18 protein-coding genes, 1 tRNA gene and 1 other RNA gene are annotated in these 25,206 nt (G+C 63.3%); 4 read left to right on the forward strand and 16 right to left on the reverse strand.

What is annotated here, in order from left to right; all coding sequences use genetic code 11:
• The first annotated feature begins 122 nt into the window (after window positions 1–122).
• Entirely contained in the window at window positions 123–3,905 is a 3,783-nt protein-coding gene (locus ACT6QG_RS11205; RefSeq protein ID WP_444977651.1) for an AsmA family protein, read from the forward strand.
• Window positions 3,906–3,932: 27 nt separating this feature from the next.
• On the opposite strand, the gene ACT6QG_RS11210 is transcribed toward ACT6QG_RS11205, so the two are convergent.
• From ACT6QG_RS11210 to ACT6QG_RS11230, 5 genes are all read right to left on the reverse strand, one after another.
• Window positions 3,933–4,493, reverse strand: coding sequence for a dihydrofolate reductase (locus tag ACT6QG_RS11210; RefSeq protein WP_444977652.1), 561 nt, complete (start codon window positions 4,491–4,493; stop codon window positions 3,933–3,935).
• Window positions 4,494–4,608: 115 nt separating this feature from the next.
• Complete coding sequence (locus tag ACT6QG_RS11215) at window positions 4,609–5,211, reverse strand: SspB family protein (RefSeq protein ID WP_444977653.1); 603 nt, start codon at window positions 5,209–5,211, stop codon at window positions 4,609–4,611.
• 127 nt (window positions 5,212–5,338) lie between these two features.
• Window positions 5,339–5,704: a transfer-messenger RNA gene (ssrA, locus tag ACT6QG_RS11220) on the reverse strand.
• Window positions 5,705–5,753: 49 nt separating this feature from the next.
• Window positions 5,754–6,101: a VOC family protein gene (locus ACT6QG_RS11225; RefSeq protein ID WP_444977654.1), complete on the reverse strand. Its 348-nt coding sequence runs from the start codon at window positions 6,099–6,101 to the stop codon at window positions 5,754–5,756.
• A gap of 18 nt (window positions 6,102–6,119) precedes the next feature.
• Window positions 6,120–7,076, reverse strand: a complete 957-nt coding sequence (locus tag ACT6QG_RS11230) for a site-specific tyrosine recombinase XerD (RefSeq protein ID WP_444977655.1) — start codon at window positions 7,074–7,076, stop codon at window positions 6,120–6,122.
• 247 nt (window positions 7,077–7,323) lie between these two features.
• On the opposite strand from ACT6QG_RS11230, the gene aroB reads away from it, so the two are divergent.
• Window positions 7,324–9,117, forward strand: a complete 1,794-nt coding sequence (aroB, locus tag ACT6QG_RS11235) for a 3-dehydroquinate synthase (protein ID WP_444977656.1) — start codon at window positions 7,324–7,326, stop codon at window positions 9,115–9,117.
• 87 nt (window positions 9,118–9,204) lie between these two features.
• On the opposite strand, the gene ACT6QG_RS11240 is transcribed toward aroB, so the two are convergent.
• The 3 genes from ACT6QG_RS11240 to nth all read right to left on the reverse strand — a co-directional run bounded on the left by ACT6QG_RS11240 (window position 9,205) and on the right by nth (window position 14,051).
• On the reverse strand, window positions 9,205–10,071 hold the full coding sequence (locus ACT6QG_RS11240) for an alpha/beta fold hydrolase (RefSeq protein ID WP_444977657.1): 867 nt from the start codon (window positions 10,069–10,071) through the stop codon (window positions 9,205–9,207).
• A gap of 16 nt (window positions 10,072–10,087) precedes the next feature.
• The gene (locus tag ACT6QG_RS11245) at window positions 10,088–12,601 is read right to left on the reverse strand and encodes an alpha/beta hydrolase (protein ID WP_444977658.1); all 2,514 of its coding nucleotides are present in this window, start codon (window positions 12,599–12,601) and stop codon (window positions 10,088–10,090) included.
• A 631-nt stretch (window positions 12,602–13,232) separates the two neighbouring features.
• On the reverse strand, window positions 13,233–14,051 hold the full coding sequence (gene nth / locus ACT6QG_RS11250) for an endonuclease III (protein ID WP_444977659.1): 819 nt from the start codon (window positions 14,049–14,051) through the stop codon (window positions 13,233–13,235).
• A gap of 311 nt (window positions 14,052–14,362) precedes the next feature.
• Here nth and ACT6QG_RS11255 point away from each other — a divergent pair.
• A tRNA-Ala gene (locus ACT6QG_RS11255) sits at window positions 14,363–14,438 on the forward strand.
• A gap of 321 nt (window positions 14,439–14,759) precedes the next feature.
• Window positions 14,760–16,751, forward strand: coding sequence for a BCCT family transporter (locus ACT6QG_RS11260; RefSeq protein ID WP_444977660.1), 1,992 nt, complete (start codon window positions 14,760–14,762; stop codon window positions 16,749–16,751).
• A 90-nt stretch (window positions 16,752–16,841) separates the two neighbouring features.
• On the opposite strand, the gene ACT6QG_RS11265 is transcribed toward ACT6QG_RS11260, so the two are convergent.
• The 8 genes from ACT6QG_RS11265 to ACT6QG_RS11300 all read right to left on the reverse strand — a co-directional run bounded on the left by ACT6QG_RS11265 (window position 16,842) and on the right by ACT6QG_RS11300 (window position 24,811).
• The gene (locus ACT6QG_RS11265) at window positions 16,842–17,846 is read right to left on the reverse strand and encodes a beta-ketoacyl-ACP synthase III (RefSeq protein ID WP_444977661.1); all 1,005 of its coding nucleotides are present in this window, start codon (window positions 17,844–17,846) and stop codon (window positions 16,842–16,844) included.
• A gap of 99 nt (window positions 17,847–17,945) precedes the next feature.
• Complete coding sequence (locus ACT6QG_RS11270; RefSeq protein ID WP_444977662.1) at window positions 17,946–19,226, reverse strand: adenosylmethionine--8-amino-7-oxononanoate transaminase; 1,281 nt, start codon at window positions 19,224–19,226, stop codon at window positions 17,946–17,948.
• A complete protein-coding gene (bioD, locus tag ACT6QG_RS11275; protein ID WP_444977796.1) occupies window positions 19,223–19,894 on the reverse strand; it encodes a dethiobiotin synthase in 672 nt (223 codons plus the stop codon). The genes ACT6QG_RS11270 and bioD overlap by 4 nt, the downstream gene beginning before the upstream one ends.
• A 41-nt stretch (window positions 19,895–19,935) precedes the next feature.
• Window positions 19,936–21,144: an 8-amino-7-oxononanoate synthase gene (locus ACT6QG_RS11280; RefSeq protein WP_444977663.1), complete on the reverse strand. Its 1,209-nt coding sequence runs from the start codon at window positions 21,142–21,144 to the stop codon at window positions 19,936–19,938.
• 2 nt (window positions 21,145–21,146) lie between these two features.
• Window positions 21,147–22,133: a biotin synthase BioB gene (bioB, locus tag ACT6QG_RS11285; RefSeq protein WP_444977664.1), complete on the reverse strand. Its 987-nt coding sequence runs from the start codon at window positions 22,131–22,133 to the stop codon at window positions 21,147–21,149.
• A gap of 229 nt (window positions 22,134–22,362) precedes the next feature.
• Window positions 22,363–23,835, reverse strand: a complete 1,473-nt coding sequence (locus ACT6QG_RS11290; RefSeq protein WP_444977665.1) for a hypothetical protein — start codon at window positions 23,833–23,835, stop codon at window positions 22,363–22,365.
• On the reverse strand, window positions 23,826–24,347 hold the full coding sequence (yidD, locus tag ACT6QG_RS11295; protein ID WP_444977666.1) for a membrane protein insertion efficiency factor YidD: 522 nt from the start codon (window positions 24,345–24,347) through the stop codon (window positions 23,826–23,828). The genes ACT6QG_RS11290 and yidD overlap by 10 nt, the downstream gene beginning before the upstream one ends.
• Window positions 24,344–24,811: an iron-sulfur cluster assembly scaffold protein gene (locus ACT6QG_RS11300; RefSeq protein WP_444977667.1), complete on the reverse strand. Its 468-nt coding sequence runs from the start codon at window positions 24,809–24,811 to the stop codon at window positions 24,344–24,346. The genes yidD and ACT6QG_RS11300 overlap by 4 nt, the downstream gene beginning before the upstream one ends.
• Window positions 24,812–25,206 lie beyond the last annotated feature (395 nt).

The following is a 25,206-nucleotide window of genomic DNA, read 5'->3' on the forward strand; positions in this document are numbered from 1 at the left end:
ACGGGGCTGCCCCCGAACCCCTTCCGGACAGAAGGGGCAGGCAACCGCATTGCGGCGCACGGGCCTTTGCGGATGTGCCCTGAGGGGCCATAGTCCACGCGGACAGGTGCGGGGAGAGTCGCGTGCAGGGTATTCTCATCAGTCTCGCCACGGCCATCATTCTGGCCATTGCGGGGGCGTTTGCGGCCCCCTTCGTGGTGGACTGGAATAACTGGCGCGGCACATTCGAGCGTGAGATCAGCGCCGCCCTTGGCGTTCCCGTTTCCATTCGCGGCAAGATCGATGCCGAGCTTCTGCCCGCCCCGCGCATGGTGCTGCGCAATGTAACGCTTGGAAGCGGCGCAGACGCCCGCTCCGCCACAACTGGCGGAACCGTGCAGGAACTGGATGCCGAACTCTCGCTCGGCGGCCTCATTCGCGGCGAGATCCAGGCCACCGGCGTCACTCTTCTGCGCCCCTATCTGCGCCTTGTGGTGGACGAGACCGGCCGCATCGCCTTGCCCGGGGGCAGCGGACAGGCCGCCGCGATCAGCATTGCGCGCATGCAGGTTCAGGGCGGCACGCTGGATCTGCGTGATGAAGCATCCGGCACCACCTTCACCCTTGGCCAACTGGCCCTGAATGGTGATGCACGCTCTCTTTCCGGGCCCTTCCGGCTGGATGGTTCCTTCGTGACAGAGGCAGGCGCCTATGGCCTGCGCTCCAGCCTCGGGGAACTGAATGGCAAGGGCAGCGGACGCCTGCGCCTTTCACTGGAAGGGCGGAACACACCCTATGATCTCGTGCTGGATGGCAATTTCCAGATGGCGGATGCGCTGCCCGGCTTCAAGGGCAGCCTCACCCTTTCCCATGTCGCGGCCCGCGATGAGGGGAACGGGGTGGACTGGCGGCTCACCAGCAATGTGGATGCCTCGACCACGCAGATTGATGCCACCGGCCTGAATCTCAGCTTCGGCGCGCTGGCCACCACCGCGCAGCTCACCGGCGCGGGGCAATTGAGCCTGAAGCCCCGCATTGCCCTGCAGGCTGAACTCGGCGCCCGTGCTTTCGATCTTGATGCCGTGTCCCTCACCACGCCCCGGCCTGCCGGCACTGTAACGGATGAGGCTGAATCTCCTGCCCTGCGCGCGGTTTCGGCATTGCGGCAGCTTCTGCCGCGCCTGTCCAGCCTGCCGGCACCGGATGATCCCTCGCTGGTGAAGCTGGATGTCGGGCAACTCTCTGTGGGCGGGTCTCTCATCCATGATGTCAGCCTCCAGATCGCCGGCACACAGGCGGGCTGGCATCTGAGTGCGCTGGAAGCCGCCATGCCCGGTGCCGCGACCCTTTCGGCATCTGCCCGTGCGGTTCCTGGAAGCACGGAACGGCTGGAAGGCCATATGGTTCTGGCCTCCGAAGATCCCGTCGCCTTTCTGCGCTGGGCCGCACCTTCTGCCCCGCGCGCCTATGCGCAGGCCCTGTCCGGTCCTTTCCGCCTTGAGACCGATATATCCACCACGCCCGGCCACATCACCCTGCAAAACATGGAGGGGGTGACAGGCGAGGCGCGGATGAAGGGCGAGCTGGCCCTCTCCCTTGAGAACCCGGCCGCTCCCCGCCTTGATGCGTCTCTTTCTCTGGAAGGTTTTGCGCTCGATACCCTCATCCCGGCAGCGCAGAATGCAGCCCTTTTTGCCGGCCATATCGAAGCGGGGCTCCAGCTTTCCGGGCAGAACCTCTCCTTTGCCGGGGCGCCTGTCGCCCGCCTGCAACTGGATGCCAGCGCGAAGAATGGCGGCCTCGACATCTCCCGCCTCATGCTGGATGACCCGAGTGGCCTGCATGTGGAAGGCCATGGCGCATTGAAACAGGCAACCGCGCCCCCGCGCGGCACGTTCGAGCTCTCCATCCAGGGCCCATCCGCACAGGGTCTGCCCACCATTGCGGATATTCTGGCCGGCCCGGAAGCGGCAGCGGCGCTGAAATATTTCGAGCCACAGGCCGCTCCGGTGGATCTGAAGGCCACCCTTGTCTGGTTCGGGCTGGAAGGCCGGGAGGCCCGCTTCTCCGGCACGCTTGGAGGCATGGAGGGAGAAGCGCGGTTCAGCCATGATGCCGGGCAGCAACGCCCCGCTCTCTCGCTCTCGGCCCGGATGCCGGATGCGAGCGCACTGCTGGAGGCCCTGCAGCTTCCCGGTGCATCTGTCTCCCCGGGGCCGGCGGAACTCGGCTTGACCCTCACCCCCAAGCCGCAGGATACCGCCGAGCTTGCCGGGCACCTCACCCTTGCTGGCGTGAAGATTGAGGGCAAGGGCGAGGGCCGCTGGGAGAACGAGACCTTCCGCCCCCGGCTGGGCATGCAGATTGAGGGAGAGGATCTGGGAAAGCTCATTCCCTCCCTCTCTGTCATTTCCGGGCAGGCTGTTCCCGCATCGCTCCGCTTCAGCCTCACCGGCCTTGCGCCATCATGGCGGCTGGACGACATCTCCGGCCGGATAGGCGGGAATGCGCTTTCCGGCGCGCTTGAGATCAATCAGGCCGAAAGGCTGCATCTTGGTGGCCATCTCGCTCTGGATACGCTTTCCCTGCCCCATCTGCTTGCGCTCTTCACGGCAGACAGCACAGATGCCCCGCAGGGGCAGATCTGGCCCCAAACGCCCTTCATGCCTCCTCGCCTCACCAGCGTGGAGATGGACATGAAGCTTTCTGCCCGCACCCTTTCCCTGCTGCCGCAGAATGAGCTTGCGGATGGGCGGATGCGGCTTCAGGTCAGCCCGGAAGAGACGCAGATCCACGATCTTTCCGGCGCGTTCGGCGGCGGACGGATCATGGTGGGCGCGCGCCTGCGCCACAGCAATGATGCGATGGAGGCCAATGGCCGCGTGATGCTGGAAGGCGTCTCCCTTGCCGCTCTGGTCCAGCCTGTGGGTGCATCATCCCCGCCGGATGGGAAAATCAGCCTGTCTGTCGATCTGGGCGGCCAAGGGAACAGTGTGAACGCGCTGGTGCAGAGCCTTTCGGGGCAAGGGACCGTCTCCGTAAATGGCCTCACCATTCCCGCGACCTCGCCCCATGCCTTTCAGGACGTGATGGCCCAGACTGAAAAGCTGGAGACACCTCCGGATGAAGCCGCAACGGCCCGCCTTCTGGATGCAGCGCTGCGGCGCGGGGTGTTGACCCTTCCGGCCATGGCCTCGACGCTGGCCGTCAACAAGGGCACGGTGCGCCTTTCTCCGGCCCATGCCAGCATTGACACGACCCGCGTGATGCTGGGCGGCACGCTGGATCTTGCCGATATGGATCTGGATGCGCGGCTGGATCTTGAGAAGCCCGTGGGTGCATTCGGGGTGGCCGGCGGCAGCGTGATCTGGGATGGACCACTGGAAGCACTCAAGCGCAAGGTCACCGCCGTGCCTCTGGCCAGCGCCCTTTCCATGCGCACCATTGAAAGGGAAACACAAAGGCTGGAGCAGGAGAGGCTGGAGGGCGCGCGCCGCAAGGTGCAGGAGCCGCTTCAGCAACATCAGCCCCCTCAGCCCCCTGTCCGTACACCCTCGCCCCCGGCAGGCTCGACATCGCCTGGCAAGCCAGCGGAAACACCGGCTCCAGCGCGCCCCCCGGCACAACCAACACAACGCCCCCGGCCTGCGGCTCCCTCTGCCCAGCCCGCAACCCCGCCTCGCCCGGTTACGCCGCCGGGCACCCAGCCTCCCAGCACTCAGCCTCATGGCGATGGGATCGAACGCCTGAGCCTGCCCCCGCCCGGCCAAACGCAGGTGGAGCCGCTTCCCGCGCCGCTGCCCAATTATCAGCCGAAATACAGCCTGGAACCCGCACCGCCTGCAGGCTCCGGCGCGGCAACGCCTGCCCTGCCGGATGATGAGGACATGATCCTGCGCCCGCCCGGCTCCATCGGCCTGCACTGAGCAGGTCGCCCATCAGATGCAGCAGGCTCAGGCGGAGGGACGGCGCGTCAGCGTGAGTTCGGTGAAGGCGGCATCATCACGCGGGCCCTGAATGGGGCCGGCGCGACCGGTTTCCTCCCATTCATCCATATGGAAGGCCGGGAAATGCACATCCCCCTCCGGGCTCAGATGCACGCGGGTGAAATGGAGCGTGCGGGCCAGAGGCAGTGTTTCCTGAAAGACATGGTAGCCGCCAATCACCATGATGGCATCCGCCCCCATGCTGCGGGCGGCCTTTTCGGCCTCCATGCGGGCCTCATCAAGGCAGGAGACCTTCACCACCCCTTCCGGGGGCTGGAAGGCCGGATCACGGCTCAGAACGATGGAAACCCGCCCCGGCAGAGGCTTTCCGATGGATTCAAAGGTCCGCCGGCCCATGATGAGCGGCTTGCCCCAGGTGAGTTCCTTGAAGCGCTTGAGATCCGAGGGCAGATGCCAGGGCAGGTCACCATCACGGCCAATCACCCCATTCTCGCCAACGGCCACCACGAGGGCGAGCGGCAGGGAAAAAGCATGCCCGGCCTGCGGGCTGTCCATTTCTGCTGTCATTGCAAGTTCTCCCCTCATGATCCCGGAGCTGGCACGGAAACAGAAACGGGGCTGGTTGCCCAGCCCCGCATCATCACCACGACAGCCACATCTTCAATGGCTTCATTCTTAGGTCTTATTTCTTGTTCCGGAAGACATCGAGCTGCACGACCTTGGCGCCCTCATCCGGTGCCGTGCCATCCTTGTCATCATCGGGGGCAGCGCTGTCCGCGGCTTCATCCGCCGCATGCGCAACCTCCGGCTCCGAACCGGCCCCGCGAGAGGCGCGCAACGTGGCGGCACGCGGAAAGGGGGTCGCGCCCTCATTCCCGGCCTGCTCCGGCGCATCATCATCGCCAAAGGCGTCATCCTCACCCTCATCGGTGGCCAGTTCGAACTGAAGGCCGAACTTCACCGAAGGATCGAAGAAGCCCTTGAGGGCGGCAAAAGGCACGACCAGCTTCTCCGGCACACCGCCGAAGGAAAGGCCGACCTCGAAATGGGTGTCGCTGACCAGCAGATCCCAGAACTGGTGCTGGAGAACGATGGTCATTTCCTCCGGATACTTCTCCATCATGCGCGGGGAGAGGCGCACACCGGGTGCGCGTGTATCGAAGGAGATATAGAAGTGGTGGTCTCCCGGCAGGCCATCACGGCCCACATCGGCGAGAACGCGCCGAACCACGGAACGCAGGGCCTCCTGCGCGAGAAGATCGTAGCGGATGTGATCGACCGACATGAAGCCCGCTTGTTCCTGAAACCCTGGCTGGCCCGGGTCCGCTCCTGCAAAGCCCCGCAGACGGCGCCAGTGTGGAAGCGGTGCGGCAAGCCGCCAACTCTCCCCCGTTCCAGCCATGCCGGAGGAAAGTGGAGGCTTCTGTTGCCAGGTGCCTCCGAACCCCGCCTAGATGGTGCTACCCATCAGGACTTTATTTCGGTGTTTCAAACCGCTCACGCGGCCTGAGCTACCGGAGCATAGTTGTCATTCGCAACTATAGGGTTAGCCCGATAACGGTGGTACAATGCCGAGCGAAAGAAAGCCCTTTACACCCTCGTCGATCCTATTTCGCCCCCGCCGGAGCCCACCCTGCAACACTGGCATGATGGGCTCTGGTGGAGGCGCCGGGTACCGCCCCCGGGTCCGAATGGCTTATTTCGACATCCATTTATCGCCATAGCCGGATTGCTCCGGCACATTGAATATAGGGCCGCTGCCGGATGGATGAAAGGGGGCTTTGCGCACAAACCCGGCCTTTCCCCCATCCATCTGCCGCACTTTGCCTATTCAGCGCTCCATACAGCCAGCTCATATCCATCCGGATCGATGAAATGGAAGCGTCGTCCGCCGGGGAAGGCGAAGATCTGGCGGGAGATGAAGGCCCCGGCGGCTTCCACCCGGCGCTGCGTGTCCTCAAGATCATCCGCATGCAGAATGACCAGCGGCCCGCCCGGGCGCACCGCCTCGCCGGTGGTGAAGCCCCCTTTCAGGCGGCCATCGGAAAATTCGGTATAGGTCGGCCCATATTCGGTGAAGCTCCAGCCGAAGACCGCGCCATAAAAAGCCTTGCTGCGCTCGATATCGGTCACATTGAACTCGATATTGTCGATCCTGCCATTCTGCCCGCTCATGCCTGTGCTCCCGGGGGCTCATTCGTCCGCCAGCGGATGAAGATCGCGCACCATGCTCTTCAGCCGCTCATCCAGAACATGGGTATAGATCTGTGTCGTCGCCACATCCGCATGGCCCAGAAGGGTCTGTACCACACGCAGATCGGCGCCGTGGGCCAGCAGATGGCTGGCAAAGGCATGGCGCAACACATGCGGGGAAAGCCGGGCAGGATCGAGATTGGCCGCAATGGCCAGATCCTTCAGATCCCGCGCCGCCTGCTGACGGGTGACATGTCCGCTTTCGCCGGATGAGGGAAACAGCCAGCGGGAGGCTTCCATGCCCGCCACCTTGCGGGCCTCCAGCCATGCCCCCATCGCCGTGCGGGCCGGGCCGGAAAGCGGCACCAGCCGCTCCTTGCTGCCCTTGCCCATCACCATGATGGCATCGCCCCGGGTCCGGGCTGCGGAAGATGGCAGCGCGACAAGCTCGGAAATACGCAGCCCGCTGGCATAAAGCAGCTCCACCATGCAGGCCATGCGCAGACGGCGCAGCACCTCGTCACCCTTTACCCTTGCGCCCTCATCTTCCGGCGACGGGTTCTGAAGCTCGAGAACGCGGGCATGGGCGGTCTCGATCAGCCGCGTCACCTCCGCCACACTCAGCACCTTGGGCAGCGGGCGGCCGCGCTTCGGCCCTTCCAGAACGGCGGAGGGGTCATCATCGCGCTCCCCTTCCGAAAAGAGGAAACGATAAAACTGGCGAATGGCCGAAAGCCGACGCGCCACTGTCGCCCCCTTGAAACCGCGCACGGAAAGATCGGCAAGATAGGCGCGGATGGAATCCGTATCCGCCTCGGCCAGCTTTCTTTTCCGGCCGGTGAGGAAGGTTTCGAAATCCGTCAGGTCGCGCCTGTAGGCTTCCAGCGTATTGGCGCTGGCGCCGCGCTCCACGGCCTGCATGTCCAGAAACAGGGCGAGAGGGCCGGATTCGCTCATCAGAACAGTTTCTCCACATCATGGCGGGTGCACGCGTGCTTTTGCCGATGAATCGCGCCACCATGGAAGCGCGCAAGAGGTGCCATGCGGCCCGGCAGCGTTCAACTCCATTGCCGGGTGTCACCTGCAATGGTAGACGCCACGTTCCGGTGCCACCAGACCTCTGGCGCACCCGATGTGACGCCGCCGGAGCCGGAAGCCAGAGCCAGGGAATTTGCGGGTGCAGAACGACAAGAACCATTCCCCTTTGCAGGATAGCCCAGCAGCAGATGCCAGCGCGCGTGATGCGGGCACGTCTTCCGGCGAGCATGGGGGCGGAACGCACCATGCCTCCCCACAGGCGCGGATGCTGGAGCGGCTGGGCACGCGGGCACTGGTTCTGGTCGGCATGCCCGGCGCAGGCAAATCATCCGTCGGGCGCCGCCTTGCCCGCCGCCTCAACCTGCCCTTTGTCGATGCTGATGAGGAAATCGAGCGTGCCGCGGGCATGAGCATTTCGGAGATTTTCGCCCAGCATGGCGAGGCGGAGTTCCGGGAGGGCGAGAAGCGCGTGGTCACCCGCCTGCTCCAGTCCGGTCCGCTGGTGCTGGCGACAGGCGGTGGCGCGTTCATCAATGCGGAAACCCGCGCCGCGGCCGCCGAAAACGGCATTTCCGTATGGCTGCGCGCGGATCTGCACACCCTGCTCCGCCGGGTGAAAAAGCGCAATGACCGCCCGCTGCTGGCGCAGGGCGATCCTGCCGCCAAGCTCGCCGCCCTGCTGGAACAGCGCGGCCCCTTTTATGCTCTCGCCAATGTGGTCGTGGATTCGCGCGATGTGCTCCATGACACCGTGGTGGAGGAAATCGTTCTCGCACTGGACCAGTATCTGGGCCAGTCCCCCATCCCTGCACCGGAAGTGTCTGACATGTCTCCCAACCCCGCCAACACCACCTCTCAGGCGCGCAGCACTGTGCATGTGGATCTGGCCGGGCGGCCCTATGACATCCACATCGGCCCCGGCCTGCTGGCCGAAGCCGGCGCACAGATCCGGGCGCTGCGTCCGGGTGCACGGGTGGCGATCGTGACCGACCGCAATGTTGCCGGGCGTCATCTGGCCACGGTCGAGGCCTCGCTCACTCAGGCGGGGATTGAGCACACGGCCATTCTGGTGGAGCCGGGAGAACAGACCAAGTGCTGGGCCGGGCTCCAGCATGTGGTGGAAGGGCTCATCTCCGCCCGTATCGAGCGACGGGACCTGGTTCTGGCGCTGGGCGGCGGGGTTGTCGGCGATCTGGCCGGGTTTGCCGCATCGGTGCTGCGGCGCGGTGTGGATGTGGTGCAGGCCCCCACCACCCTGCTCTCGCAGGTCGACTCCTCCGTGGGTGGCAAGACCGGCATCAATTCCCCTCAGGGCAAGAATCTGGTGGGCGCGTTCCATCAGCCGGTTCTGGTTCTGGCCGATACCGCCGCCCTGGACACCCTGCCCGCCCGCGAAGTGCGCGCCGGCTATGCCGAAGTGGTGAAATATGGCCTGCTCGGCGACCGCGCTTTGTTCGAGACGCTGGAGCGCGATTATGCCGGCGTGCTGAATGGCGGGCCGGAGCGCATCGCCGCCGTGGCCGCGAGCTGCCGGGCCAAGGCCGCCATTGTGGCGCGGGACGAGAAGGAAACCGGGGACAGGGCGCTGCTCAATCTCGGCCATACATTCGGCCACGCGCTGGAAGCGGGTGCGGGTTATTCCAGCCGTCTGCTGCATGGAGAAGGCGTTGCCATCGGCATGGCGCTGGCCTTTGCCTTTTCCGCCCGGCTCGGCCTGTGCCCGGGGCAGGACGTCACCCGCGTGGTGCGCCATCTGGAAGCCGCCGGCCTGCCCACCCGCATCTCGGATGTGCCGGGCGAGCTGCCGGATACGGATGGCCTGATGGACCTGATCGCCCAGGACAAGAAAGTCAGCCGTGGCGCCCTCACCTTCATTCTGGTGCGCGGGATCGGCGAGGCTTATGTGGCCAGGGATGTGGACCCGGGCGCCGTGCGCGCCTTCCTCGCCGAAATGCGCTGAACCCTCCACATTTCCCTGGAAGCAAAAGGGCCGCGCCGGATTTCTCCGGCGCGGCCTTTTATGTTCTGTCTTCAGCAGTATCGCGCCCTAGCGGTCGAGCCCGCCAAACCAGGCACCGAAATAGCCGGCATAAAGTTGCGGGGCCTCGATATTGGCGGAGTGACCCACGCATGGCAGCGTCACCAGCCGGCAATGCGGCATTTCCCGCGCCATGCGTTCCAGATCCGCACGCTGGATCCAGCCATCATGCTGCCCCCACAGGATGAGCTGCTCATGCGGAATATCCTTCATGCGCGCGACCAGCTCGCCGCTTTTATATTCGCGGTCCAGATTGATCGGCGTCCCCAGCCAGATGCCATTGGCCACGCCGAATGTCTGGTCAATGAACCGGTCGAAGGCGAGCCGGCTGACATCCGTAACGGGATGGACGAAACGCGGCATCTGCCCTGGCACCAGAGAAGCGGCATCGAACAATGACGAGGCCGCGCCGGCCATGACGGTGCGGGTGATGTCCCGGCTATGGCTCATGGCGTCGAACACCGCCACCTGCTCCGGCCCGAAGGCAATACCTGCCGGCGAGACCGGGTCCAGATGCAGCACACGGCCAAACCGCTCCGGCTGCATCAGCAGCATGCGCATGGCGATGATGCCGCCGGTGGAATGGGTCGCCAGATGGCAGAACCCCACCCCCAGCGCATCGAGCGCGGCGATCATGTCCTGCGCATGCTGCTGCATGCTGTAATTGCCATAATCCGGGTCGGCAACCGGCCGGTCGCTCTCCCCGCAGCCCCGCCAGTCCACCGCGATGGTGCGAATGTCGGGCGGGAAATAGGGGGAGGCCAGATCCAGCCAGTCCTTGCTGGCCAGATTGCCATGGATGAACAGAACGGTGACATCACCCTTGCCCCATTCGCGCCAGCCGAGGGAAAGATCCCCGGCCTTGATGCGAGCCATTCACGTCTCCACTGTTCTACTTGTTCAGGGCGGCGGGCCGGGCGACAGGCGCGGCAACCGCAGGAGCCGCCCCCCTTGCCGCAGGTCCGCCATGGATCAGCCGGTCAATCACGCCGGGCGAGGTGGTGTTCACCTGCCCGGTCTGTATGAAGTCCACCACATCCTCGGCAAACTCGACCGGGTTGTCGGTGTGGATGAAGTGTCCGGTATCGGTATAGAGCTTCATCTGCACGGCATTTCCGGCCCTGTCCATGCGCTGCATGAAGGGCAGTATGATGTCGCGGCTGAGATCCGCCTTCCCGTTCATCGGCGTGCCGGGAATGAAGGGCTCCCGGTCTCCGAACGAGAGGAAGATGGGAATCTTCAGTTCCGTGAGCCGGCGGTACAGATTGTCGGGATCACTCTCCTGCAATTCGGACACCATGCCATAGACATCAAAGATGAAGACATCCACCCACTGGTCCAGCTCGCGCGGATTGCCCTTGATCATGCCCACGCGCTGGCTGGTATGCAGGCGGGCATATTCACTGTCGCGAACGAAATAACCCGAATGGGCCGGTGAGGTGACACCCGTGACCGGATCCCGCTGGCGGAAATTGTAGAAATCCTCCACCTGCTGGGCGGTCTTGTCACGCTCGGCCTTGCGCATCCCCAGCTTGTCCCAGGTTTCGGCCCACTTGTCGAAATTGCGGGCAAATTCCGGGTTGAACAGATCCAGCTTCCTGTCCGGCCCGATGGCGACCTCGCGCGGATATTCCTCAAGCCCGGACGGGGCTTCCAGTATGAGGCGGGAGACGGCATCCGGCCATGTCAGGGCATAGCCCATCACCAGCTGGCCACCGAGCGAGTGGCCCATATAGGCCGCCTTCTTCACGCCCAGATGCTCCACCACCAGCCCATGCACCACCTCGCGCATGTCCTGCATGGTGCGGGCGCGGGTCTTGTCCAGATTTCCGGGCGCGGACATGCCATAATGTGGCAGATCCGGCGCGATCACCCGCAGGCCACGTTCCAGCGCGATGCGGATGACATTGCCATACTGGCCCGCAAACGCGCCCTTGCCATGGACGATGACAAGCACATCCGGGTTGGGGTCCGTTCCATTATATTCGTCAATATAGCCAATATCCCAGGCCACGCCCTGGTTGTCCTTCACCGTGACCTTCTTCACCGGGAAGGGATAGGTCACAAAGTCATTCCAGAAGGACTTCTTGGCCGAAACATCGGGGGAAATGCCCGGTGTCCGGTAATTCTTCGCCACCATCCGGGCATTGCGGGTGGAGCGCGAGACATCATCCAGAAAGCGGACGACGGTGGGCTCAAACGCCTTGTTGTTGAGGATGGAGAACACGCCATAATGCGCCAGCGGATTTGGCTCCGAAACCAGCTCCGCCCCCGGCACGCGCTTCACCGCGCGCCGGGCCAGATCCAGCATCTGCCACTGGTCGTTCTCGATATGCATCACCAGCGTGCGGGCGCTGATACGACCGAGATCCTTGTTGATATTGTAGCTCTGCCCGGCGCGGTTGCGCCACAGCAGGTCCACCGCATCGAATTTCTGCGCCATCGCGGCGACAGCGGAACCGGCCTTCTCATTGGGCGGGTTCCAGTAGAACACATCGGGCTCCACCTTCGCCCAGTCCTGCGTGGAGCGATAGCTGAGATCGAAACCGGTGAGGCCGAGCAATGACCAGCCAAAGGCCACGCCCTGATTGGGGTGCTGTTCCTTCGGCAGGTCATAGTAATTCCCATTGGTGGCGCGCCAGTTGGGATCGGACTCGATGGCCGAGGACATCAGCTGGAAGGTCCAGCTCCCCACCGGATCCTCGCCATCTCCCTGTGTGGAGCCGCCGATGGGCATGAGGCCATTCATGAAACCGGGATGCATCACACCCCAGACATAGCTCTGGGTGCCGCCCATGGACACGCCGCTGACAAGAGCCGCGCGACCTATCTTCAAATGGTCGCGCAGCATCCGGTAATTGGCCTGCACCATGTCCATGAAGCTGTATTGCGGGAATTTCTGCCCCAGCCCGTCCGATGGCTTGCTGGCTCCCCACATGCCCAGCGCATCCACCATCACCACATAATACTGGTTGGTATCCAGCAGCCGGTTCGGGCCGATGACAGGGCCGCCCGAAAGGGAGGTGCCCTCCACCCACTGGGCATACATATTGGTGGCATCGCCGGAATAATAGGAATTGATGATGATGGCATTGGTGATCTCGCCCGCATCATTGTAACGGGGGGTGCCAATGGCAATATAGGCTGTGCGCAGCTTGTCCCCTCCCAGGGATTCCAGCGTCACGCCGCCCTCTCCGCCATTTTCCCATTTGGCAGGGGCATCGAGGTCGTAGCTTCCGCCGAGGCGGAATTCCGGCACCTCATAATATTTCTTCAGATGGCACAGCTTTTCCAGAGCGCACAATGCGGTCAATGGCGCCTTCGCCACCTCCCGGGCTGCCTCACGGGCCACAGCCGGGCTTGCCGCCATGATGAACAGCGTCGCCAGGATCAGTTTGTGCCGCATGTCGCTCCTCCTGCTGTTCTGCATTTTTCATGTCCTGATGATCAGGACATGAAGCCCCCGTCATGCGCAACCACACCACATGGAGGACTTCAGACCATCAGGTGATCTGCACTGCTGACAGGAGGGTAAAAGGACCACCCCGAGCATGGGCCACCCCGCCCGCATCTCCACCCATGACAACTTCGCCCTTCATTCTGCAATTTGAAGCAGAGTCTCACGCGCAGGAGAAGCCTTGCATTTCAGGTGATGGTGGAAAACGCACAATATGCGCCCGCCAATCCCGCATCACCGGTGCAGAACCGAACCGGTTGCAAGTGAAGAGGCCGGCGATTTCCTCGGATGGATTGCACTTGATATATTTATAATCTTCACAATCCCGAAAATACAAAACAGATTCATGAATATATAAATATGTGCCGATCCTTTTTGAGTGGGACACCCCCCACAGTGCTGGATAACAGAAAAGGTCATCCATAAGAATAATCCACCCCAGGCGGGCAAGTGGCTGAGTGGAACAGGCGCGGACAGATCCGCCGTCTGACTTTCGCCCCACCCGAACCGCGCCAGCAAAGGCCCATCCGGCCCGAAAGCCGGCCGCAGCACAGGGGCCATGCCTGTATTCAGGCAGATATCAGAAATGCTTCTCCGGCCAGCGGCACAGATCCTCGATGATACAGCGCGCGCATTCCGGCTGGCGTGCCTTGCAGATGTAACGCCCGTGCAGGATGAGCCAGTGATGGGCGTGCAGCTTGAAGCGGTCCGGCACCCGCGCCTCAAGTCCCTCCTCCACCGCCAGCGGCGTTGCGCCGGGCGCGAGGCCGGTGCGATTTGCGACACGGAAGAGATGCGTATCCACCGCAATGGTCGGCACGCCAAATGCAATATTCAGAACCACATTCGCGGTTTTGCGCCCCACCCCGGGCAATGCCTCCAGCGCCGCCCGGTCACATGGCACCTCTCCGCCATGACGCTCCAGCAGCAACCGGGACAGCTCCACCACATTTCGGGCCTTCCCCCGGAACAGGCCGAGGGTGCGAATATAATTCGCCACCCGCTCCTCACCCAGCTCCACCATGGCCGCCGGGGTGGAGGCCGCCGCAAACAGCCCCTTGGTGGCCTTGTTCACCCCCACATCGGTCGCCTGCGCGGAAAGCACGACAGCCACGAGCAGCGTATAGGCATCGCTGTGGTCCAGCTCACCTTTCGGCTCCGGGTTCTGCTTTTCAAACCGGCTGAATGCCTCGAAAATCTCGGCCTCGCTCCAGATTCCGGCGCCCTGCGCCAGCGTCTTGCCATGAGAGGCCGCAGCGGCATTGGCAACCGCCTTGTTCCGGCGCGGCGCCTTCTGCGCCACCACGGGGCTGGCCTTGCGCGGCTTTGCCGGCGGCACCTTGCCTGCGGGTGAAGCACGCTCCGAAGACGGTGGATTCTTGGAAATCTTGCGAGGCATGCCTGCCTATATCTTGGGACAGCCCGGAATGTCACCCACAGATCACTGAGCGCCCCATCTTTCGGCGGCTCCGAGCAGACGTCCCGACCATGCTGAAGCCGGCATCACGCATTTGGCGGGAAACATTTCCAACCGATTGTTATTGAAGGGGAGTTGTGCCGGGGCATGACTGCATCGCCCCTCTCGCCAGCCGCAAAACTCTGCTTTTTTCTGAAAGCAGTGGACAACTTCACCAGTCCGCGCACTTCTGCCCCTGCGGGCTGCTTGACAGGATCAACCATCCCACACTAAATGACGCCTCCCATGGACACGGGGCCGTAGCTCAGATGGGAGAGCGCTGCAATCGCACTGCAGAGGTCAGGGGTTCGATTCCCCTCGGCTCCACCATGTCCAAGCGCAAGCCGGTTCAGGCTTGAATTCCAGACAGACAGATAGCAAGCGGCGCATCCTGTGTGCGATCTCTCGTGCGCATCTGTCGCTGCACCCCCACAGCATTCCGGCCAGCCCTATCAGCATGACCCACCCGCATGCGGGATACAGCGCACCTCCTGGCATGTGCCCACCACCTGCCCCTCCGGCACCCTCCTCGCCTCGATAAAATTCAGGAAACCCATGCGCTTAGCAAGCAAACCTGCCAAAGGGTGGCAATTTCATGGCAAATGCGTTTTAATCGCCGTGATTTAGATGGACACAAACGCACGGGGTGGCATGTTCGGGAAACTTACGCTTAATCCGCCTGTCTTTTTTGGTTCGGTTATTATTATCGCTCTATTCCTCATGATCGGAGTTATATTTCCAGATCGTGCAGCAGATATATTTAGCCACATACATAAAAATATAATTGAACTATTTGGATGGTTTTATATTCTATCCGTAGGTATTTTTCTTTTCGGAGTACTTATTCTGGCCCTCGGACGCTTCGGCCGCCTCAAGCTCGGTCCGGATGATGCCACGCCAGATTTCAAATTCACATCGTGGATCGCCATGCTGTTTGCCGCCGGCATGGGTATTGGCCTGATGTACTATGCGGTTGGTGAGCCCATTACTCATTTCATGAAGCCGCCAGCAGCCGAAAGCCGCTCGGTTGAAGCCATGCGTGAGGCAATGTCCATCACCTTCTTCCACTGGGGCATTCATGCCTGGGCAACCTATGCGGTGGTGGGGCTGGCGCTGGCCTATTTCGGCTATCGGTACAATCTGCCGCTCACCATCCGCTCCGGCCTGTATCCCCTGCTGAAAGACCGGATCAACGGCGCTATTGGCCATGCGGTGGATATTTTTGCGGTGGTGGGCACCATGTTCGGCCTGGCCACCTCCCTTGGGCTGGGCGTCATGCAGATCAATGCCGGGCTGGCCTATCTGCTGGATGCGCCTGTCGGGCCGATGATCCAGGTGCCGCTGATCGCGGTCATCACGGCCTGCGCCACCCTCTCGGTCCTCAGCGGGCTGGACAGGGGCGTGCGCATCCTTTCCGAAACCAACCTTCTGCTCGCCATCGCCCTGATGCTGTTCGTGCTGATTGTTGGCCCCACCAGCCTGCTGCTGCGTGATTTCGTGCAGAATATCGGCTCTTATCTCGATAGCCTGCTGCTGCGCACATTCAATATCTATGCCTATGAACCCACCCCGTGGATTGACAGCTGGACCCTGTTCTACTGGGCCTGGTGGATCTCCTGGTCTCCATTTGTAGGCATGTTCATTGCGCGCATCTCGCGCGGGAGAACGGTGCGTGAATTCGTTCTGGCCGTGCTGTTCATTCCGGCCGGGTTCACGTTCTTCTGGATGACGGTGTTCGGGAATACGGCGATCTTCATTGACACGACCATCGCCGATGGCGCCCTTGCGGCGAATGTCGTCAATGATGTCTCGGTTGGCCTGTTCCGTTTCTTTGAATATCTGCCTCTGGCGCCGGTTACCTGCTCGCTCGCCATTCTTCTTGTCGCCATCTTCTTTGTCACCAGCGCGGATTCCGGCTCGATGGTGATGGATTCGATTGCCGCAGGTGGCGCAACGCAGACCTCCCTGGTGCAGCGGGTGTTCTGGTGCGCGCTTTCGGGCGTTGTGGCCGCCGGGCTGCTGCTCGCGGGCGGGCTCGGAGCCCTGCAATCGGCCACCATTGCCAGCGCCCTGCCCTTTGCTGTCGTGATGCTTATCCTGCTCTGGTCGCTGTTCAAGGGCATGCGGGCCGATCTGGCGCAGCGGGAGGCGCAATCCGCCCTGCCGATGACCCCGCCGGCCACACCGGCCTCCGGCCTGACATGGCAAAGGCGCCTTGCCCTTATCCTTCATTCGCCCAGCGAAAAGGAGGTGAAGCGCTTCATTGCCCATGATGTGAAACCGGCCATGGAGCAGGTGGCGCGGGAGCTGACCCGCACCGGACGCCCCGCCCAGGTGGTGGAAGAGGATGACAGCCTCGTCCTGCACTGTCCGGCAGAAGGGGTGCGGGATTTCATCTATGGGGTCACCACCACCTCACAGCCACTGGCGAGCCTGTCCCCCTTTGAAACCGCACATCCGGATTATCGTTTTGAAGCGCGCACCTATTTTTCAAACGGCGCGCGCGGATATGACGTGATGGGCATGACACGCGAGCAGATCATCGCAGATATTCTGGTGCAGCTGGAACGCTATCTGCTGATGGTCCAGTCTCCGGCCTCACAACTGGCGACCGAAGCGCCGGAACATGTGAGCGCAAGCTGATGATCCGCCGGCCCGCAAGCCTTGCCTTGTGGGCCGGCGCCTTGCACATGAAGCAACCGGCGCGCAAGAGCGCCCTGCCCCTCCTGCCGCTCAGGGAACGCCGAAAACGACCGCGCCTGCGGTGAGCCCCGCGCCAACCGCTGTCATCAGGATTTTTTCGCCGGATTTCAGGGGACTGCGCTCCACACTGGCGGCCAGCGAGAAGGGGATCGTCGCGGCCGAGGAATTGCCGAATTCCTCGATGCTGGAGACCAGAGTCCGCTCTGGCAGATCCAGTCCCCTGCGCACCAGCTCAAAGATACGGGTATTGGCCTGATGCGGCACAAAACGGGTGATCTCGCCCGCCGTGACGCCAGCCTGCTCCATGGCGATGCGGGAGCAGCCGGTCATCATTTCCACCGCCTTGGCGAAAACCGCCTTGCCATCCGGCATTTCCATCAACAGGCTCTCGGGAGAAACATCCGGCGAGAAGGGCACGCGGCTGCCCCCGGCAGGTATGCGGATGAGGTCATAAAAGGCCCCGTCCGAAACCAGATCCACCCCCAGAACACCCGCGCCCGGCTGCCCGGCCGGCACCAGCACCACCGCCCCCGCGGCATCTGCAAACAGCACGGCGCTGGAACGGTCTTTCGGATTGGTGCGACGGCTGAGAATATTGGCCGCCACCACCAGCACCGGCCGGCCCTGCGTGCGCACGAAACTGTCACCCAGCGAGAGTGCATAAAGAAAGCCCGCACAGGCCCCGGCCAGATCCACGGCACCGGAGCGGGAAAGGCCCAGACGATGCGCCAGAAGAGGGCCGGAAGGCGGCAGGAGATGATCCGGCGTCGAGGTCGCCAGCAGGGTCAGCGCCACATCCGCGCGGTCTATTCCGGCGGCTTGCAGGGCCTGTTCCCCGGCATGGAGGGCAATATCTGTCAGGGCCTCACCATCAGCGGCATAGCGGCGGGCAATGATTCCGGTGCGGCGGGCGATCCAGCCCGGCTCAAGCCCCAGCCGCGCCTCAAGCTCGGCATTCTCCACACGCCGCGCCGGCGCATAACGGCCTGTGCCGGCAATCTGGGTGGCGCGCAGGCCCTTCAGCGCAAGATTCATGACTTCCATTCCCTCACCGCAACACCATCAGGTGAAGCCTGAGCTGGGCTTATATCATTCAGGGCCATGTGCCTGCACGCATCAAACAGGAGAGAGGCCTCAGCCGATCATGTCCGCCGCGGCGGCAATGCCGCCATAGATCAGGTCGAGATCCTCCTCTGTCACGCAATAGGGCGGCATCACATAAATGGTGTTGCCCAGCGGGCGCAGCAGCAGGTTGCGCTCTGCGAAGAATGCCCGCAGACGCGGCCCGACATCGGCCAGATAGCCGGCATCAGAGACCTTCAGATCCAGCGCCGTGATGGTGCCGCACTGGCGCACGTCATCAAAGCGGGCATCCGCGCGAAACCGCTCCAGATGCCGGGCCTGCCGCGCCTGCAATGTGGCGATGCGCTCCGGCACCGGCTCATCGCGCCACACCTGAAGATTGGCATGGCCCGCCGCACAGGCGATGGGGTTGGCCGTATAGGAGGAGGAGTGGAAGAAGGTGCGGGTGCGGTCCTCGGAATAATGGGCATCAAAAATCGCATGCCCGCACATGGTGACGGCCAGAGGCAGGGAGCCGCCCGTCAGCCCCTTGGAGTAGCAGGCGATATCAGGCACCACGCCGGCCTGCTCACAGGCGAACAGAGTGCCCGTGCGGCCCCAGCCCGTCATCACCTCATCCGCGATGAAGAGAACGCCATGGGCCTCGCAGATCCGCTTCATGGCAGCCAGAATATCCGGCCCGTACATCTTCATGCCGGCGGAGCCCAGAATGAGGGGCTCCACGATGAAGGCCGCCGGCTCCTGCGCGCACAGGGTCTCCAGCGCCTTCAGCGTTTCATCCTCGCGCCCCTTCTCCGGAAAGGGCACCTGCGCCACATCGAACAGCAGCGGCGCATAGGCGGCATTGAACACCCCGCGCGCACCGACAGACATGGTGCCGATGGTGTCACCGTGATAGCTGCCTTCCATCACGATGATGCCGTTGCGGGGCTGCCCGATATTGCGCCAGTAGCCCAGCGCCATCTTCAGCGCCACCTCCACACAGGTGGAGCCGCTGTCCGAGAAGAACACATGGTCCAGCCCCTCCGGCGTCACCGCCACAAGGCCTGCCGCCAGCGCCTCTGCCGGGGGGTGGGTGTAACCGGCGAAGATGACCTGATCGAGCTGATCCGCCTGCGCCTTGATGGCATTGATGATGGGCGCATAGCGGTGCCCATGGGTCACCACCCACCATGAGGCGATGGCATCGATGATGCGCTCGCCCCCCGGCGTATAGAGATAGGCCCCCTCCCCCCGCACGATGGGCGTCATCTCTCCTTGCAGGGCATGCTGGGTGAAGGGATGCCAGATGGGGGAAGCCGGGCGCGATGCCGGTGTATCGGAGCGGCTCATGTCAGCACCTCCAGAAAATCGTTCCGCCGGAAATGGGTCTCGAATGCGGTCCGCAGCGCGGGCGCATCCAGTGGAGAAACCGGAGGCAGACAGCCCAGGACCTTCACCGCGCCCAGATGCGAGATGATGCGGGCATTTTCAGCCTCATACTCCCCGATCAATGCCACACCGAGCACGGGAATGGCACGGCGGCGTAATGCCTCAAGCGAAAGGAGGGTGTGATTGATGGTGCCCAGCCCGGCCCGCGCGCACAGCACGAGAGGCAATTGCCAGCGGGCGAACACATCCAGAAACAGCACATCATCTGTCAGCGGCACCATCAGCCCGCCAGCGCCTTCTATGATGAGCGGACGATCCGCCGGCGGCGGTTCCAGACGGGCGGGATCGATCCTCACCCCGTCAAGCGCGGCCGAGAGATGCGGGGAGGCCGGCATATTCAGGCGCCAGGCTTCCGGCAGCAGGCGCCCTGGCGCAAGACCGGAAAGGCGGGCCACGGTCTGCGTGTCGGTTTCCTCATCAAGACCGGACTGGACCGGCTTCCAGTAGGCCCCGTCCAGAAATGCGGCGAGGCCCGCACTGAAGACTGTCTTGCCGATACCCGTATCGGTCCCCGTCACCACCAGCGCCCGCCCGGAAACAGCAGGGGCCGCCTGCTCACTTGCCTTCATCATGTTTTCCGCGAACCAGCAGACGTGATGCCGCACGCCGGCTAGGGCTCGTGCCTTTCCCATTCTTCCGCCAGAGCGTCGAACAGGCGCGTCACGGCGGCTTCATCCACATTCAGGGTCAGCGAAATCCGCAGGCGGGCCGTGCCTTCAGGAACAGTCGGCGGACGCACGCCGCGCACATCAAACCCGCGGGCCTGAAGCGCGGCGGCAAGCTGCATCGTCCGGGCATTGTCGCCCACAATCACCGGCTGGATCTGCGTGCCGCTCAGGCCCACGCCGCGCGCCAGCAGGCCCGTGCGCTCCATCTCCTGCCCGGCAAAGCGAATGAGCCGGGCGAGCTTCTCGCGCCGCTGGGGTTCATCCCGCACCATGGCCAGCGCTTCCTGCGTGGCCACGGCCACCAGTGGCGAGGGAGCTGTGGCATAGATGAAGGGGCGCGCCCTGTTCACCATGAAATCGCACAACACCCTTGCCCCGGCCACCAGCGCACCGGAAGACCCCAGCGCCTTGCCGCAAGTGTGCAGCACCAGCACATTTTCCCGCCCCTCGAAGGGAGCGGCGAGGCCGCGCCCACCCGGCCCGAAAACGCCGGTCGCATGGGCTTCATCCACAAAGAGAAAGGCGTCATGCCTGTCGGCCAGCGCGGCAAGCTCCGCCAGCGGGGCGGTGTCGCCATCCATGCTGTAGACGCTTTCAACCGTCATCCAGACACGACCGACCCCACCGGCCGCGCGCCATTCGCGAATGCGATCCTCAAAAGCGTTCACATCATTATGCGCCGCTTCCACCACATGGGCACGCCCGGCCCGCGCGCCTTCATGGGCGCTGGCATGGATCATCTCATCCATCACCAGCAGATCGCCCTTCTGCGGCAGGGTGGTGAGCACGGCATAATTGGCAATGAAGCCGCCACCAAAGAACAGAGCCTTCTCCGCCCCGAAGAAGCGGGCGGCCTCATGCTCCAGCGCCTCATGCTCCAGCGTATTGCCGCGCAGCAGACGGGAGCCGCCTGCGCCGACAGGCGTGCCATGATCCAGAGCACGCCGCACCGCATCGGCCATGCGGGCCGAACCGGCAAGGCCGATATAATCGTTCGAGGCGAAATCCAGCCCGGTGCGGGGCGCAAGGGTGCGCAGGCGGGCCTTGCGCTCCAGCCCGCGCAGCGTGACCTCAAACCGCCTGAGAGGGCTTTCAGACGCACCGTCCGGCAGGGATTGCATCCCGGCCGGATGATCGTCATTCGCGCCCATGCTCAAAGCTCGCTGAACTCCATCGGCCGGATGCCGAGACGGGAGAACAGCGCCTCGTCCTTGTCCTCGCCGGGATTGTCGGCGGTCAGCAGCACTTCACCGCCAAAGATGGAATTGGCGCCGGCAAAGAAGCAGAGGGCCTGCATCTCGTCGCTCATTTCGGTGCGGCCGGCGGAGAGGCGCACATGCGATTTCGGCATCATGATGCGCGCAAGGGCAATGGTGCGCACGAAATCGATGGGGTTCACCGGCTCGGCATCCTCAAGCTGGGTGCCGGGAATGGGAATGAGCATGTTGATCGGCACGCTGTCCGGCGGCTCGGGCAGATTGGCGAGGGTGACCAGCATGTCCACCCGGTCCACCTCCCCCTCACCCATGCCGATGATGCCGCCACAGCATACCTTCAAACCGGCCTCGCGCACATTGGAGAGGGTCTCCAGCCGGTCCGCGAAGGTGCGGGTGGTGATGATGTTGGAGTAGTGGTTCTCCGACGTATCGATATTGTGGTTGTAATAGTCGAGCCCGGCTTCCTTGAAGCGCATGGCCTGATCCACATTCAGCATGCCCAGCGTCATGCAGGTTTCCATGCCGAGTTCTTTCACGCCCTTCACCATGGCGAGCAGGGTTTCCATGTCCCGCTCCTTGGGGCTGCGCCATGCCGCGCCCATGCAATAGCGGGTGGAACCGGCCTCACGCGCCTTGCGCGCTTCATTGATGACGCGCTCCACCTCCATCAGCTTGGAGGCCTTCAGGTCCGCCCCGTTGCGGGCAGACTGGCTGCAATAGCCGCAATCCTCGGCGCAACCGCCAGTCTTGATGGAGAGCAGACGGCTCACCTGCACGGCATTGGGATCGAAATTCGCGCGGTGGATGGTCTGCGCCTTGAACAGCAGATCATTGAACGGCGCGCGATACAGGGCTGCAGCCTCTTCACGGGTCCAGCGTTTGCGCGAGGGATCAACAGAAATGGTGCGAATGGCGGCTGCCATGCCCCTGCTGTCCTGATGCGCATCTGTTTCCGTTGCCAGCGCAGCAAGTGTCATCTCGTTCCACCCTCACTGTGCGATCCCCTCCGGGGTCGCTCATCTCATTTGCCTGAACCCCCGGCTTCAGCCGGCATCTGTTCAGTATTCCTACAGACAACATGTGCGCCCGAACGGCCCCATTCGTCAACGCCCTCGCCTTCAGGTCAGCGCGTCGCACGCGGCCGCGGCCCACTCACGGTGTCCACCATGGCAAGGGCGGCAACTGGTCCGCAAGCCCTGTGACCAGGGGTTTGTCCGCCTCCGGCAGGTTGAAGCGCTCCGCCACCAGACGGGCCATCATGTTGCTGTCCGGCTTGGTCGCACTGTAGGGCGGCTTGTATTCGCCCACATCCCACAACAGCGAATAAAGCCAGATTCCCGCCGTGCCAAGGCCAATGGTGGCATTGATATAATCAAGGCAGTTGAGGAGGCTCATGCTCCTTGTGCCGTGCCATGGCGGCCCCGAGCGCAGGCCCAGATAGATCTCGACCCCGGGAAAGGCGTAGCTGTAGGCTTCCAGCGCCCGCACCGGATCATAACCGGCCTGCTCGTCAAACGACATGATGTTGATGACATCCAGCGCATCCCGCGTCTCCGGGTTGCGCGTCAGTGCCGCGACATAGCCATGGTTCCATCCCAGCGGACGCTGGCGGCGATAGGGGCCGAAATAGGCCCCGGTATTATAGCCATCGAAAGCCAGCGTATAATGCGGGCGGGGAAAACGCTCGCGGAAGGCGCGGATCACCCCCACCAGCTCGGCATCCGTAAAGCACGAGACCTCCCCATCCGCCCCCGTGACGCAGTGCATCTGCTCCTCCATCACGGAGGAGATGGTTTCACAGATCACATCGATCTCGCGAATGCCCATGTCATCCGCAAAGCGGCGCATGGAGGCCAGATGGGCGCTGGTCATGCCCGCCCAGCCCTTCGGGTCATAAGGCTCGAACCCCAGCGCGCCGCCCTGCTGGATTCCCATGCCGATGCGGATCTTCGGCTGGCGCAGGCGCAGCACATCCAGCGCATTGCGCAGCTGGTGGCCGGAGCCATAAAACTGCATCCCCGTGGTCTCGAACACATTGTCGTCCAGCCCCGTATAACGAAACTGCGGGTGCAGGATGCACAATGTGACCGTGTGGACATAAGCGGGCAGATTGGTGAGATAGAAGATCTCGGGATAGGTCACCGTCTTCTTCTCGTACCAGCTGTCCCAATGCACCTTGAAGCGCTGTCCATCGGGCCGGGCCGGGGATGCGGCGCCCAAAAGCTTGAGGTGCAACCGCGATGGGGAATGACTGCCATCCACAGCCAGATGGCCGGAACTCAAGGTGATCAGGTCACCGAATGACAGGGTGCGACTATCCAGCTCCAGCTCGCCCCCACCGCCTGTGGCCGTGATGGCGCCGGTGATGACCAGCGTGCCTTCCAGCGCCTTCAGGCGGAAGCTTTCCGCGACACCCGGACGCAGCACCGTGCCAAGCCAGGCACCGGCAGGAGCATAGTCTCCATTCGAAAGGGGCCGGAACGGCTCCACCACCGGCACGCGAATCGTTGCCAGAACAGGTGCGCCCGCCCCTTCCGGCCCCAGAATGAACAGCTCTGCCCCAGACAGGCGAGAGACCCATCCACGCGCATCCGTCGCGTCCGCCCCGCTGAAAATCAGCGCCATGCGCGTATCTCCCCATCCCGGCCTGCCGGCCTGCTCACGTCTGTCCTGTCCTGGGGGCAGGCTATATCAGCGCCCTCCCCCTCGCACCTGGTCATCTCATCGGCATGCTCCCGCCGGGGCATGCGCCAGATGCCATAACGCCAGGGCATATACCAGCGCGCCTGCGCCGGCAGGCATTGTGGCACAGGATCATAGCCATGCCCGCCCCACGGGTTGCACCGGCAGATCCGCGCCGTTGTCATGAACAGGCCGGGCCATGCTCCATGCCGGGCGATGGCCTCATCCGCATATTGCGAGCAGGTGGGCAGATATCTGCACTGCCGCCCCATGAAGGCGGAGAGGCTATAGCGATATATCCATATCGGCACCCGCAGGACATAACGCGGAAGATGGGTCACAAAGCGCACAAGCCGCTTTGCCCCATCCTCTTGCCGGGGAGCTGGTGAAGGGGCCTTCCATGGCAGGCCGGAGAGCGGGCCCGGGGACTTCTCCTGCGGCCCGTCGCTCGTCATGGCGCGATATGGCCGGGCGCGGATGCAGCCTGCGCGCGGGCGGCCGCGATCTGGTCCAGCGCGTCCACCACCGCATCGAATGTCAGGAGGGTCGAGGCATGGCGCGCCTTGTATTCGCGCACCGGCTCCAGCACCGCGAAATCCGCCCAGCGCCCCTCCGGTGGCGGGCCATCCTCCTTCAGCATGCGACGCATCGTCTCGCGCAATGTGCGCAGCTCATCCGCGCTCATGCCCACGATATGACGCGCCATCAGCGAGGATGAGGCCTGCCCGAGGGCGCAGGCACGCACCTCATGGGCAAAATCGGCCACCTTGTCCCCGTCCATCACCAGGTCGATCGTGACCGTGGAGCCACACAGCCGGGAATGGGCCTTCGCGCTCGCATCCGGGGCGGAAAGGCGCCCCAGCCGCGGGATTTCAGCCGCGAGAGCCAGAATGCGCGCATTGTAAACGTCGTTGATCATCAGCCTTTTCCAGCCGCAGGAGGCCGCTTTTCTGCCCCTCCAGAATGGCCGGGCAGTTGCCGTCGCGATTTATCGTCTTATATAGCGCAGCAATGGGCATGATGAAGGCCCGTTCGCATGTGCCGTGCCTTATGGACATTCGCACTTGCGAAGGGTCGGCTTCGTCCCCATCATACCAAGGTTCAGCCTGGGTCAGACAGGCGTATGAGGACGACGGCACACCGCTGGCACATCCAGTGGCGCGCAACCGGATTTTCCCGCGTGCGTGGCCGACGACCGGTGACACTCCCGCTTCGGAAACGAGGCGGTCGGACGGGGTTGGCGAGAAACGAACGCCATGGATGCGGTGAATAGAGTGCTCAAGACACACAGCGACAGCTCAGACAAGACCACGG

It is taken from the genome of Haloleucobacter ellipsoideus, assembly GCF_052491725.1.

Excerpts from the sequence above, each read along its gene's own strand:
- ACT6QG_RS11225 (WP_444977654.1), bottom strand. The coding sequence starts at position 6,101 with ATGAGCGGGCAGAATGGCAGGATCGACAATATCGAGTTCAATGTGACC.
- ACT6QG_RS11240 (WP_444977657.1), bottom strand. The coding sequence starts at position 10,071 with ATGGCTCGCATCAAGGCCGGGGATCTTTCCCTCGGCTGGCGCGAATGG.
- ACT6QG_RS11270 (WP_444977662.1), bottom strand. The coding sequence starts at position 19,226 with ATGAGCCGCTCCGATACACCGGCATCGCGCCCGGCTTCCCCCATCTGG.
- bioD (WP_444977796.1), bottom strand. The coding sequence starts at position 19,894 with ATGAAGGCAAGTGAGCAGGCGGCCCCTGCTGTTTCCGGGCGGGCGCTG.
- ACT6QG_RS11215 (WP_444977653.1), bottom strand. The coding sequence starts at position 5,211 with ATGTCGGTCGATCACATCCGCTACGATCTTCTCGCGCAGGAGGCCCTG.
- ACT6QG_RS11260 (WP_444977660.1), top strand. The coding sequence starts at position 14,760 with ATGTTCGGGAAACTTACGCTTAATCCGCCTGTCTTTTTTGGTTCGGTT.
- ACT6QG_RS11300 (WP_444977667.1), bottom strand. The coding sequence starts at position 24,811 with ATGATCAACGACGTTTACAATGCGCGCATTCTGGCTCTCGCGGCTGAA.
- ACT6QG_RS11265 (WP_444977661.1), bottom strand. The coding sequence starts at position 17,846 with ATGAATCTTGCGCTGAAGGGCCTGCGCGCCACCCAGATTGCCGGCACA.
- ACT6QG_RS11280 (WP_444977663.1), bottom strand. The coding sequence starts at position 21,144 with ATGGGCGCGAATGACGATCATCCGGCCGGGATGCAATCCCTGCCGGAC.
- ACT6QG_RS11210 (WP_444977652.1), bottom strand. The coding sequence starts at position 4,493 with ATGACAGCAGAAATGGACAGCCCGCAGGCCGGGCATGCTTTTTCCCTG.
- ACT6QG_RS11230 (WP_444977655.1), bottom strand. The coding sequence starts at position 7,076 with ATGAGCGAATCCGGCCCTCTCGCCCTGTTTCTGGACATGCAGGCCGTG.
- yidD (WP_444977666.1), bottom strand. The coding sequence starts at position 24,347 with ATGACGAGCGACGGGCCGCAGGAGAAGTCCCCGGGCCCGCTCTCCGGC.
- ACT6QG_RS11245 (WP_444977658.1), bottom strand. The coding sequence starts at position 12,601 with ATGCGGCACAAACTGATCCTGGCGACGCTGTTCATCATGGCGGCAAGC.
- ACT6QG_RS11290 (WP_444977665.1), bottom strand. The coding sequence starts at position 23,835 with ATGGCGCTGATTTTCAGCGGGGCGGACGCGACGGATGCGCGTGGATGG.
- bioB (WP_444977664.1), bottom strand. The coding sequence starts at position 22,133 with ATGGCAGCCGCCATTCGCACCATTTCTGTTGATCCCTCGCGCAAACGC.
- nth (WP_444977659.1), bottom strand. The coding sequence starts at position 14,051 with ATGCCTCGCAAGATTTCCAAGAATCCACCGTCTTCGGAGCGTGCTTCA.